The organism is Bacteroides cellulosilyticus (genome assembly GCF_020091405.1).
Classification (GTDB): Bacteria; Bacteroidota; Bacteroidia; order Bacteroidales; family Bacteroidaceae; genus Bacteroides.
Genome location: NZ_CP081903.1, coordinates 3,042,566 through 3,055,771, shown reverse-complemented (window position 1 = coordinate 3,055,771; position 13,206 = coordinate 3,042,566). Strand labels below are relative to the sequence as shown.

Genomic DNA, 13,206 nt, shown 5'->3' with positions numbered 1-13,206 from the left:
GGGAGATAATTATTAATTCCTAATTTCCACCGATATATCGCTCACTTCCGTCACCGCATCCAGCCAGCCTTCCATGATGACGGCGGGAGAATGGGTGGTAAGTATCAGTTGCACATTGGGATTCAATTCACGTATCATACCGATAAGTTTTTGCTGCCACTCGATGTGAAGAGAGGCTTCGGGTTCATCCATAAAGAGGACACAATGAGCATTGTCGCGCACCAGCACGGTGAGCAGGATAATCAGCATCTGTTTTTCACCGGAAGATAGTTTATAGGGCAACAGGCGTTCACCGTCCTGATAGAAGATGATTTCATTGCTGCGGCGATCTATGGTTTTGCGGGTATAGCTGAATAACTGATCCATCAGATCCTGGAACTTCCGCTTGGGAAGGGATAAGGAAGCGGCTTGTGAACGTTGTTCCTCATCACCGGAAAGGAGTTCGATCATCTTGTTGCCAATATTCACCTGGTAATCGAGGTATCGGCGTTGCAAGAGATAAAGTTGCCAGTCTAGTTCGGATTTGACGTTCGGATCGGCCATGCGGGCGGTAAAGTCGCCCATAATCAAGGGGCGGTCGTAACTACGAATTACGTCGTAAGGGATATACGTCGCATCCGGACGGTCGAAGGTAACACGTACGCCTTCTATCTCGCCGTTCTTTATCTCCCCCGAAAGTTCTTCCAGATAGTGGACGGAACGGTTGAGGATCGTGGTTTTCCCCACTCCGTTGATACCGGAAAGGATATTCACGTCGGGACGTAAGTCCCAAGCTATGTCAAAGCGATCCCACAACCTGTGTATCTCTATACGTTTGATGTAATTGGCTTGTTCTTCCATAGTTTTTGCTTTTAATGAAAGCAAATATACGTGATTATCTTTTATTTCCACGCCCGGAAATAGAAAAATCACTTCTCATCCGACAAATCAATGCAGAAACATGCGCCATCCCGATAAGATGTATCGAGATAAATGGAACCACCCAGACGAGTGACAATGAGGCGACAGGAATAAAGCCCCAATCCGGTGCCGGGCATAAATTCATCCAATTTAGTGAAACGGTCGAATATATATTCGGCCTTATCAGCCGGAACACCGATTCCCGTATCGCTCACCATAATACGTACTTTTCCTTCGGTATGCACCAAGCTCATACGAATAGTACCGGCAACCGTGAACTTTGCAGCATTGTTCAGGAGGTGTTCCACAACACGTTGCAGATATTGGGCATTCGTTTTTACAAGACATTCGTCCGATCCCGATTCAAATAACCAGGTGATTTCGGGATTTCCTGCTCTTCTCTTACATATATCCAGAAGCCCGGCACAAATCGACAATATATCCACCTGTTCCATAGGAAGCAACTCTAACGAACTGCTTAAGTCCGATACTTGCAGGATGTCCTCGAACAATTCAGTCAATTGATTGGAGTTCTTTTCAATGATAACCGGAAAATCTTTTTTATCTTCCTGGGACAAATCTTCATTCAGCAACAGGGTACTGAAACCACAGATAGCATTGAGTGGAGTACGTATCTCATGACACATTGACTGTAGGAATTCCGTCTTCATACGGTCGCTTGCTTTGGCTCGTTCGCTTTCCTTAGCAACTTTCTCATTCGACAGAATCAGTGCCCGCTTCGTTGCTTTCAGCCGTTTCGTCAACAAGTACTGATAAAGTCCCCAGATAAAGAAAACCAGAAGCAGGACTATGAGCACAGCAAGAGCGATACGATGATAACGTGCCTGAAGTTCGGCCTGTTCTATCTTTAGTTTGTCCACTTCAAACAATGACCTCATCTCAGCCAACTGTTCATTCGTCTCCTCCACATGATTATCTTCCATCAAGCTGGTATATTCCCAAAAGGCGTCAAATCCTTCTTTGTAATGCTGTTTCCATTGGGTAACCAGGTTAATCTTCTTCGCCAGCAACTCAGTCCGCTCATTTGTGTCGGTGGAATCTGTCCGTTCCAGCAAGTCATCCACCGTCCGCATAGCAAGATCGTATTGTGCTGTATAAAGATAATAGCGGAAAGCGGCAGCCAAGAACGATCTTTCATCTGTCTCTGAAGTCTTATCCTGATAGTACGCTTTCATCCGGGAATAAATATCATCAGCTCTTTTCCTGCCTATAGCATCTACGAAATAAAGCATTTCGCTATAAACACCCATACGTAAGGCTTCACGGCTACGGTTACGGATATAAGCACGCCTCTTGTAGAAAGGCAGTTCAAACTGGCTATCGTATAGTTGCTCCATTTGTTCCAAAGCCTCAACAGCCTTCGCTGCTTCTTCAGCTTTTCCTTCAGCACGATAAATGAACTCGATACGAGTCAGATAATACCAATTGAACTTATAACTTACCTCAAAAGGTAAATCTCTGACCAACTGTTGAATATTCTTCAAATGGATGATGCGGTCTCCCAAATTCGTAACAGACGGTGAAAAGTAATTGATGCACTCCATTGCCGAACAAAGAATCATCTCCCATTGCACTTCCTGCGATTTATCGGAGAGATTTACCTTGTGGCGTTTATACCGTGAAATTTCTTCATTGGCTTCATCAGGTTTCTCCGCCTCATCCATCTTGCAAACAGAAGGAAAAGCTTTGAGCCATGCCATATAAAAGTTCTTATAAGCCCCTTCCAGACACTCTTCTCCTATCTGCTGATAGTAGTGCAAAGAGTCCGGTTCATCTTTATAACTGCGACAAAGAATATCCAGTGTCTCAAAAATATATATCTGATTTTTCAACTGAATAGCCAGTTGCAGCGATTCGTTAATATAGGTACGTTTGCTTGTCACATCATCGGACAAGTCGTACAAGTCAATATACAGCTCCATCCTCTGCTGTTTGTCGACGGAATTGTCTTGTAGTGTTTGCAGCAGGTGTTTTCTGGTCTGATTAATATCAATCTCCTGAGCAACACTAACTTGCAGACAGAAGATAATAAACCAGAATATCATTACAATTTTCATCAAGTAGTTTATCATATTCGGACAATTTGAAGAACTTGTCACTTATGTTGCAAATATAGAATAAATTGGAGGTTAGAGCAAATATATTTGTATTTTAACTGTCATGAGAAGTCTTTCTATGATTTCACTACAAGTAGGCGTTGGCGAAATTGATTCGTTTCTGAGCGGTTATGAATTAATTCACCACAGAGTAACACAGGGTATCACAGAGTTTAATCAGTTTGAAATCAAAAGAATAGAACTCCGTGATACCCTGTGTTACTCTGTGGTGAAAACTCATATCTTTTCCGTTATGAACTATAAATGAAGTATCACTCCGCATCCGCTATTTTTGAGAAAAAAGCTCTTTCCGTTCTTTCAGACCTCACGAAATCCCCTGTCCATCGGCGTTACGGCTGAAACTTCCAGTATTATAGTTGTTTCAGGTATCTTTCAGCTGAAATACCGATGAACAGGGAGTTTGGGAAAAGCTGAAAGACTGCAAGAAGAAAAAACACTCAAATGCATTGAATAACATCTGAAAACAAGCAGTGTTATGATCCGGAATAAGCAATGTTATGAATGATTACATTGCTTATTCTCATCCACAACAAGCTATGTAATTTCAGGCAAGTCCGATTCAGGCAGGCTGAATAGGTAAGAGGTATGTAAAAATAAAGTAATATACATGTACAAGTCCCCTTTTTGTACAAGTGATTTTCATCTCTGATTATCAAGATGCTACAAAGTATCAATTTCTTGTCGACAAGAAGTTAAGAGTTTGTCGACAGGAAGTTAACTTCTTGCCAACAAACTCCTAACTTCCTGTAAAAAGGAGAAATAGTAAATCTTCCGGTTTCCTTACACTGCATGAACCGCATGATTGGTAGGACGAATCGTATTAGAAGGCTAAACGCCCTTCTTTCATCCTGTTCCTTTAGCGTCTATATATCGGTGGCGTTGGATATATAGATGCGACACATCCGACATATAGATGCAACACGTCCGATATATAGATGCAACACGTCCGATATATACTTCCAACAGACTACAAGTATATAAAAAGAGAAAAGACTTTTTAGTTTCAAAAAATAGTTGTTCTTTTGCAGCCTCAAAAGAAAAAAGAGTATGAATAAGAATGTACAAGGGCATATATTCGCCCTGACTGCCAATATTTTATGGGGACTAATGGCTCCCATCGGCAAATCCGCACTTATGGAGTTTTCAGCCTTATCGGTAACTACGTTCCGCATGGTAGGTGCAGCCGCCTGTTTCTGGCTACTGTCTGCATTCTGTAAGCACGAACACGTGGATCACCGCGATATGCTGAAGATTTTCTTTGCTTCACTTTTTGCACTGGTGTTCAATCAAGGAGTGTATATCTTCGGGCTTTCAATGACTTCACCCATCGATGCCTCCATCGTAACAACCACACTTCCTATCGTAACCATGATTATCGCTGCCATTTATCTGAAGGAACCTATCACGAACCTGAAAGTACTGGGTATTTTTGTAGGAGCCATGGGAGCGCTGACGCTTATATTAAGCAGTCAGGCCACAAGCAACGGCAACAGCAGTATTATCGGGGACTTGCTTTGTCTGGTAGCGCAAATCAGCTTCTCTATTTATCTGACTGTGTTCAAGGGCTTATCGCAGAAATATTCTCCCATCACATTGAATAAGTGGATGTTTATCTATGCCTCCATGTGCTATATTCCATTCTCTTATCATGATGTGGCAGGTATTCAGTGGGCGGAAATTTCTACCGCAGCATACGTACAAGTGGGCTACGTAGTAATAGGTGGTAGCTTCCTTGCCTATATCTTCATTATGACCGCACAAAGGTTGTTGCGTCCCACAGTAGTGAGTATGTACAACTATATGCAACCCATCGTAGCTTCTATTGCTGCCATTATCATGGGGCTGGGTATATTCGGTTGGGAAAAAGGTGTAGCTATCGCCCTGGTATTCCTTGGCGTATATATCGTAACGAAGAGTAAATCGAAGGCGGACTTTGAGAAGGAAGGGAAAAAAGCGTGAATTAGCTACGAGCTACAAAGCTACAAGTGCCTTGCGGCATGATAGCGCAGCTACTTGTAGCTTGTAGCTCGTAGCTTTGTAACTAACTCTTCCTCATTTCTCCGAAATAGGTATCGAGCAAGCTCTTTGCCGCAACAAAGGAAGTGAGTTTGCCTTGAAGTACCTGCTGTTCTTTATCACTTAACATGGCTTCTATGGCCGGATTGTGGTAGAAACTATCGCGCAGACGCTCATTGATGCTTTCGTACATCCAGTATTTGCTTTGCTCGTTACGTCGATATTCAAAGTAACCGTTATCTTTCACAAAAGCAATATAGTCGTAAATCATCTTCCAGATTTCTTTCACACCCAGGTTATAGAAACCGGAATAAGTCATCACCTGTGGCGTCCATCCTGACTCGGGAGCAGGAAACAGATGCAGAGCATTGCGGAATTGCGATGCGGCCAGTTTAGCACGCTCCAGGTTATCACCATCTGCCTTATTGATAACAATACCGTCCGCCATTTCCATGATACCACGTTTGATGCCTTGCAGTTCGTCACCTGTTCCGGCCAACTGGATAAGCAGGAAGAAGTCGACCATAGAGTGTACAGCTGTCTCACTTTGTCCCACACCTACCGTCTCTACAAAGATTTTATCGAAACCGGCAGCTTCACAAAGAATAATCGTTTCACGCGTCTTACGCGCTACCCCACCCAAAGAACCTGCCGACGGACTGGGGCGGATGAAGGATTTTGGATGAACGGAGAGTTGCTCCATACGCGTCTTATCACCCAGGATACTGCCCTTACTGCGCTCGCTACTGGGGTCGATGGCAAGCACTGCCAGCTTACCTTCGTATTTTTCCAACACATGCAAGCCGAAGACATCAATAGAGGTACTTTTTCCGGCTCCAGGCACACCACTGATACCCACACGGATAGAGTTCCCTGAGTAAGGCAGGCATCTCTCAATAACTTCCTGTGCTAATGCCTGGTGTTCGGGCTTCACACTTTCCACTAAAGTAACCGCCTGGCTCAGCACTGTGACGTCTCCTTTCACAATGCCTTCTACAAACTCCGCTACGGAACGCTGACGCTTTTTAGGTTTCGGGCGGAGATAGGGATTGACAGACGAAGGTTGCTCAATGCCTGCATTGACAACCAATCCTTTATAGGATTCATCGTTTTCAGGATGTTCCATGATAAGATTTATGATTTCTAATTTATGATTTATGATAAGATTTATGATTTATGAAATCATAAATCTTTAACTCGCTTTGATATTCATCTCAACCTTAGGCTGCATCGGATCATTCGTAATCATCAGAATGCGCAGGTGGCGTTTCTTCTTGGCGATATTCCTCTTATCTATCGTCACACGCAAGCGGGTGGTTTCGCCCGGCTGCAACACGCTCTTCTTCAGACTTACTCCCAAAGCAGGATTGAACACTTGCAGCTTACTGATTTGCAACGGAGAGCGTCCGGTATTGGTGATCTGTATATCATGTTTCACCTTATTCTTCTTAGCCAGTTGTGTGCTCAGGTCTATATCTGTCTCCGAAAGACGGATTACCGGAGCATTCGCCTTGTCTGTATCGGTCATACCGGAGAAATCAGGCAGGAGAATAGCCGAAAGAGGTATCTCGTTTTCATCACTCACCTTGTCACCTGTGAAGCGTGACAAGTAAACTGATGCCTGTGTCAGTCCCAGGTCTGTCAGTTTCTCTGTGTTGAGAGTTAATGTGATAAGCCCTTTCTCACCTTTCTGAAGCACGTTCGGCTCCACTTTCATATCCAGATAGGAAGGCAGGTGCATCAACACCGGTTCATACGAACGGTCCGACAGATTCACTACACCTATCCGTATGACAGGCTTTTCGCCACGGTGAGTATCAGGGAAATCAATCTCATTTTTGTCAATACGTATCTGTCCGATAAGATAAGGATAGGTTTTCGTAAAGTCTTTTATCTCGCGCACCACCTCACCTGTAAAGTGCAGGTAAGCCAGATTGGGCTGCGCATTGGAATAAACAGCTATGGACTTATCAAAATGCCCCAATGCCTTAGCATCAAAATCGACAACGATCTTCCCCTTTTCACCGGGAGCAATGGGAGTTTGTGTCCACTGGGCTACGGAACAGGCACAGGAAGGGTCTACATCAGTAAGCACCAGAGGTTTATCACCCGTATTGGTAATGACATACTGCACGCTAACGGGGTGTTTCCATTCGATCTGTCCGAAGTTGTGAGTTTCTTTATTGGATGAAAAACGCGGTTGCGCCGTAGCAGTCAGTGCTACGGCGGCAAGCGCATATATACATATCAAGGTTCGTTTCATTCGTTTTCATTTTAGGATGCACAAAAGTAGGTGTTTTAAATGAGAGTTCCTAAAAGCAAGTTTTAAAATTTCTACTCCACCTCGACCTTCACTGATGCTGAATGAGCTGCATACTCGGGAGCGTAGGCACATTGAATAGTTGCCAGCCCGGCTTCATACTGCCCGCTACGGGCAACGCGGTAACTGTATTCCAACACATATACACCCTTGCTCAGACTATCGAAAAAGAAATTAGTGGAAGCATCTTCTATCTCCACATAATAACCTATTCCACCGTTCCAGCGATAACCGGAAAGTGAATTCATCGGCTCAAAGCAGGCACCACGCTGATCTTTCAGTTGAACGAAATCCATGGCACGGTCCAGACGTATCGTCAGACGGGAAACCACTTTATCACCTACCGCCAGTTGCGTGGAAGCGGTGATGGGTTGCAATTCTTTCTTTCCACCTGTCAAAGTACGCTCTACATAGAGTTTCTTTTCTACAGCCAGCTCACCACCTTGCTGTTTTACATCGGAAATAGGTGACAGATATTGTGCATAGACTGCCCCCCAGGCAATGCCTGCATCCCTCTTTTCCACAGTAATGGACTTGGCGCGCAATTCAGGACTACCTTCTGCAAAGCTTTCCTTGATATATCCCAATCCGGGAACTGTGGTCTTGGCAGGTGAGAATGTTTCCAGCACTTTATTACCAAGAACAATGCGTACATCACCACGTGATGCCAACAAGTCACTCCCCTGGCAAAGCAATGCATAAATAGCGTCTGCCGTTGCAACAGGTGAGTTCCAGCTTGTAGTTTGTTTCTGCTTCAGTAACCAGAGTTTCATTTCTTCCACCAATGCATCATTGCCTCCTGCCATCCTCAGGGCTTCCATTACCTCCACATGAACGGAAATAGGTTGTGCTCCCCAAAGGAAAGGTCTTTCATAGAAAGCAAAGTATGCACCCCGTTCATCAGTTTGCACCAGATGCTCTTTAATGGAAGCGATAAATTCGTTAGCCTCAGCCGTGCGACCCGCCTTTTGCAGAATGATAGCTGACTGCGCCTTAACTCCCATTGCATTCGAACTTAGGTTCTTGCCGACCATGGAGAGGAAATAGCGATAAGCGTCTTCATTGAGAAAAGGCACTTTCTCACCGGAAATAGCTATCAGATAGAGATACGTCATTGCCGGATATGAAAGGCTATTGATCTTCGCCCCGTTTTTCTCCGCTTTACGGATATTCTGATATTCCTGCAATGCCTGGCTATGCAAATAGTTAAAAGCACTTTGCTGCATGGAAAGAGCACCAGCAGAGTTCTTTTGTCCGGTGAGCAACGGCAAACGGACAAGAAGTTCGGTGATGTATCCCGTCATACTGCGGCTACCCGGCATACCTTTGTACCAACTCCAGGCGCCATCGGCATTTTGTAATTCCTGTAGTTTAGTAAGAGCGGTCATATTATTGTTCGACAGATTATTGAGATCGAACAAAGTAGCAATACGCGCTTGCTGTTCGGCTTCTGTAGTAGCTTCCAGCAACCACGGGCTCTCTTCGAGAAGGATATTTTTCACCTCCTGGTTTTTCTGTAACTGGCTGAAGAAGTTTTCTTTCTTACCGCCTTGCATGCGCCAACTGTCGAACACGGCTTTGATGCGCGGCTGACTGTTGGCAATGTAAGAAGCAAGGGAATTGGCATAATAAGCGGCTGCCCATGCTGTAGCATTATCTGTACGGGGCTGACTCAATACGGGCAATGCTTGTACTGCATACCAGGCGGGATTACCTGTAAATTCTACCGTTAGTCGGCGGTCAGTGGCCATGCGGCTGTTGTAATTGAACAGACTGTCCAAAGAGAACGTACGGGTTTCTTCACCACGTATCGGCATGGCAAGGGTTTCAGTAATGTATTCCTTATTGCTCAATACAGGCAACAAGTGCTGTTCGCCATCACTGAATGTGCCACCGTCAGCAATCATACGTACACCCAACATATCCTGTTTATCCGTCACTGTGAAACGGAAGCTTACAGGAACCGTCTTCCCGGCTTCTACCGTGAAAGCTTGGCGTTGAGTGGAAATCACTTTATCCGTCATCGGATCAAAGAGAATAAATTTCGTAGTTCCCTTCAAAGATTTACCTGTCAGATTGGTAATGGTTGCAGCAATGCTGGTCTTATCCCCTACCCGTACAAAGCGCGGCATATTGGGAGACAGCATGAAGTCCTTCGCTGTAACAGCAGAAGCATCCAACTGACCGGTCAACATTCCCTTTGTATGGGAATATCCGCGGAAATTCCAACGCGTCAGACTTTGTGGCATCGTAAAGGAGAAGGAAATCTCACCTTGTTCATTGGTGCGCAGTTGCGGATAGAAGAACGCCGTTTCGGCAAAGTTTGTACGAAGTTCGGGGGTATTGCCAAGTTCCGCATCGTCAGCTGTCTGTCCGGTTTCCTGCGATATATTTTTTTCAAAGATCAGACCTGCCTCTTTTTCAACCAATGCATCTGCCAGATCAGCAGAGGCATTGTCTGCCATAGCCATCGATTTAGTTCGCGGACTTGCCATTCCCCGTATCTGTACGCTTCCTGTTAAAGTAGATTTTTTCTCGGAACGATATCCAATTATCATTGCTTCATTCATACCTTCTCCCGAATAAAAAGTATCGTAAATAAATGCTGGAACTTTCCATACCTTCATTGGGAAATAGCAAGAATAAAAGGCTCCACCTACATATCCATAAGACCAATATATCTGAGAATTAAAACGGGGATAGTTCACATTAAAATTCTGACGATTGGGATACAGCTTATCCAAAGAAGCATCATACATGGTAGCAAGCATCTCAGCATCAGCCGGTGTACCTTGTGGTGTTTTTATCGTCAGACGCCACTCTTCTTCTTGTCCGGGACGCAACTTATCACGGAACACATCCCACTTCATCGTCAATGTTTTATCCGGCATACGCTTTTGCAAGTCGACCTTTTCAGAATAGAATTCACCACCCTTGACAAAAGCAAACAGGTACTCTATCCCGTCTCCATACTCCTCTTTATAAGGAACATCAAAACGAACAATAGAGTCGGATAATTGAAGCACCGTACTACTCAAACGCTTTTTACCGCTGAATACATCCAGCATAACATAAGCATCCTTATAAGAAGTCCCCAAACAGAATTGGGCAGGGTGTCCGGCATTAAACTCTGTATTACGTGCATAGAACCAGACAGGCGATTCTACAGGAGGGCGATTGTCATTATAAGAGAAGAGTACAATATTTTGCTTGTAATCAACATCCCTGCCCTGATCATCCTTGGCTGCTAATTGTAGTTCGTAAGCGCCTGAAGGTAAATTCTTCCATTCCGGCAACAATACTTCCACATTAGAAGTAAACTGTCCGCTGAAACGGACTTCCGGTTTTCCGTCTACAGTCTGTACCAGGCGGTACTCACCCTTCACTGCAACAGGTTGCATATTCAGGTTTCGCGCTACGAATGTCAGACGGATACTGTCATCCTTGCAGATATGCTCTTCCGTTTCGACAGACAAAACAAGTGAGCGGTTGCCTGCTGATAATGTGGTCACACTACTTTGCGTTTCACCAGCCTGATTGGTTACAAAGGCTTCTATCTGATAGGTATAAAAACCGGAATTCTCCCCTTTCACACCTTGCAGGCGGACAGGAATAGAGAACATTCCGTCATCTCCTATCATCACAGTACCGGAAGCCAGTGAAGTGGAACTCTGCCCATAAGATCTCCACCACGAAAACAGACTACGGGTTACAGTATAGCTCAGTTCCAATCCTTGCAAAGGCACACCATTAAAGGAACTCGCCGTACCTTTCACCTGTACGCTGTCTCCCACCTGATAGGAATCCTTCTGAGGATCAAAAACTATATCGAATGTAGGACGCTTGTATTCTTCCACTTGTACAAATGCCCGGCCATCAGTTTCATCAACTTCAATCGTGTAAGATCCATTCAGACAGGCAGCAGGCAGTACAAACTCTGTGGTAAACGAACCAAATTCATTGGTACGGACTTTTCTCTCTCCAATATCATTGCCATTCACATCCGACAGTTCCACCGTATAAGTTGCATTGGGAAGAACCTTGGCGTTATCTCCCTCTTGGGAATAAGCTATACCTTTTATATAGATAGTCTGTCCCGGACGATATATGAAACGGTCCGTCAAAATCTTCACTTCATCGAACTCTTCATTTGTGTCATTCCAAGCTCCATTAGAGTTATTATAAATACGCTGCAATGGCATTGCCGTATCAGTACCTTTCGTAGCACTCAATGCACGGAATTGCTTACCCCACGGCATTACCACCTTGCCCGAAGCATCTGTAGTTTTCTGCTCCAGCACCTCATTATTCTTTGTTCCGTAACTGGAATAGAAAGTAATCTGAGCATCTGCAATAGGCTTTCCTGTCTCAGCATCCAAAGCTACAATCTCAAAATCCTTATTCGACAAAGGCAAAGTCAGCACCTTGAAGCGGGTAAGATAGAGATAGTTTTCAGAAGTTTTACCTTTCTTGTCATCAGGCACAATCTGCATAACATAAACACCCGGTTCGCGGGGCATCAGCATGCTATATGTACTGTCTGCTGACTGGTAATTATCCGGACGCAACAAAGAGAAGTGTTCTGTCTTCACTTTACGGGCATATTTCTTATAAAAAGAGGAATTGATCTGTGGCATATCAGTTTCCTCTTTCAATAAAGTAGTATGAAACAGGTTCACTGTAAATCCATCCAGATTACAATGGGTCACTCTCAATTTCAAAGAGTCACCGGGGTAAGTAGCCTTACTTGCAGTCAGGTTAAGTTGAGGTTGCAATATGCTTTCTTTCAGTTCACGCAATGCGGATATGCGTTTGTAGTCAGGGTAAAGAGTAATAGCCTCGTCACAGGCGTGCAATGCTTCCGGATATTTACGTATGTTGCGGTAATAACGGGCTTTAGCCAGATACGCCTCTGCACATACATCACGTTTACCATAGTCTTTAATGATACGGTCTAATGCACGTAGATATTGGTTCGGTGCTTCGCTCTCACCTTCTTTTACAGCACGGGGACGAAGCAAGACATCCCCTTCACGGTTACGCCAAGCCATATAATCCAGCATAGTCAGTACGGCAGCATCTTCCCGATCAGGCATCTTCCGATAGGTATTTATCATCTGCCCATAAATACCCATAATGTCTTTCTTTACCAAAGAATCCGTATCAAACCACGAGACTTTCTGTAAAGCATCGATAGCACGTGATGCCAGCAAATGATACATTTCATGATGGTAGTATTCACTTGCATCTCCTAAAATCACAAAAGGAATATAAGTACGCGAAGATGTCTTCAATAACTCGGTAGAATCTTTCAGGGCTTCACCGGTATATTTCATTACCTGGTTCACAAACAAATTGGCACTCCACTCGCGAATATCCGCCGGTAGAGCCGTCTCTCCCAGATTAAGCGAAGTGCGTTGTTGCAATTCCCACCGGTTATTATCGGCATAATCGGCATAGATACTCGCCACCAGTGAATTCAGCACTGCACGGCTGACCGGATTTTGCTCACGCAACGCCCATTGTTCCAATCCTTTCAGATTGACATAGAAACTATCGGGCGTCAGTATATTCTGATATGTATTCCGGCACATATAGGCTTTAAGCATCTGCGGGGTATTCTTTTCGCGTTCCCCCTTCCGGAATATCTCATCCGTCAGTTTAATCACAGTTTGCGGCAAACTCTTTTCCTGTGCTTGCTCCACTTGCTTCCACAACTTATCAAACGACTGCGCATGCAGCACAGGCACACAGCCCCAAAACGCTGCCAGCAGCACCAAACTACAAATTCTTTGAATTCTTTCCATGGATACTATTCTGTTAGTCTTTGTA

The 13,206-nt window shown here is 44.4% G+C and carries 6 protein-coding genes; 1 reads left to right on the top strand and 5 read right to left on the bottom strand.

The window, feature by feature from the left end; genetic code table 11:
• Positions 1 to 12 precede the first annotated feature (12 nt).
• Both K6V21_RS10990 and K6V21_RS10985 read right to left on the bottom strand, forming a co-directional pair.
• A complete protein-coding gene (locus K6V21_RS10990; RefSeq protein ID WP_224321783.1) occupies positions 13 to 840 on the bottom strand; it encodes an AAA family ATPase in 828 nt (275 codons plus the stop codon).
• Positions 841 to 908: 68 nt separating this feature from the next.
• Positions 909 to 2,993: a sensor histidine kinase gene (locus tag K6V21_RS10985; protein WP_224321782.1), complete on the bottom strand. Its 2,085-nt coding sequence runs from the start codon at positions 2,991 to 2,993 to the stop codon at positions 909 to 911.
• 1,092 nt (positions 2,994 to 4,085) lie between these two features.
• Between K6V21_RS10985 and K6V21_RS10980 the strand changes: the two genes are divergently transcribed.
• Positions 4,086 to 4,997 (top strand): DMT family transporter, encoded by a 912-nt coding sequence (locus K6V21_RS10980; RefSeq protein WP_044262345.1) that lies wholly within the window; start codon positions 4,086 to 4,088, stop codon positions 4,995 to 4,997.
• A gap of 82 nt (positions 4,998 to 5,079) precedes the next feature.
• On the opposite strand, the gene meaB is transcribed toward K6V21_RS10980, so the two are convergent.
• From meaB to K6V21_RS10965, 3 genes are all read right to left on the bottom strand, one after another.
• On the bottom strand, positions 5,080 to 6,180 hold the full coding sequence (gene meaB, locus K6V21_RS10975; protein WP_217715186.1) for a methylmalonyl Co-A mutase-associated GTPase MeaB: 1,101 nt from the start codon (positions 6,178 to 6,180) through the stop codon (positions 5,080 to 5,082).
• A 66-nt stretch (positions 6,181 to 6,246) separates the two neighbouring features.
• Complete coding sequence (locus K6V21_RS10970) at positions 6,247 to 7,317, bottom strand: DUF1573 domain-containing protein (RefSeq protein ID WP_224321781.1); 1,071 nt, start codon at positions 7,315 to 7,317, stop codon at positions 6,247 to 6,249.
• A 71-nt stretch (positions 7,318 to 7,388) separates the two neighbouring features.
• Positions 7,389 to 13,181 (bottom strand): alpha-2-macroglobulin family protein, encoded by a 5,793-nt coding sequence (locus tag K6V21_RS10965; protein ID WP_224321780.1) that lies wholly within the window; start codon positions 13,179 to 13,181, stop codon positions 7,389 to 7,391.
• Positions 13,182 to 13,206: the final 25 nt, after the last annotated feature.

Bases quoted from the DNA above. Each gene is read 5' to 3' on its own strand.
- K6V21_RS10990 (WP_224321783.1), bottom strand. From the start codon at position 840: ATGGAAGAACAAGCCAATTACATCAAACGTATAGAGATACACAGGTTG.
- K6V21_RS10985 (WP_224321782.1), bottom strand. From the start codon at position 2,993: ATGATAAACTACTTGATGAAAATTGTAATGATATTCTGGTTTATTATC.
- K6V21_RS10980 (WP_044262345.1), top strand. From the start codon at position 4,086: ATGAATAAGAATGTACAAGGGCATATATTCGCCCTGACTGCCAATATT.
- meaB (WP_217715186.1), bottom strand. From the start codon at position 6,180: ATGGAACATCCTGAAAACGATGAATCCTATAAAGGATTGGTTGTCAAT.
- K6V21_RS10970 (WP_224321781.1), bottom strand. From the start codon at position 7,317: ATGAAACGAACCTTGATATGTATATATGCGCTTGCCGCCGTAGCACTG.
- K6V21_RS10965 (WP_224321780.1), bottom strand. From the start codon at position 13,181: ATGGAAAGAATTCAAAGAATTTGTAGTTTGGTGCTGCTGGCAGCGTTT.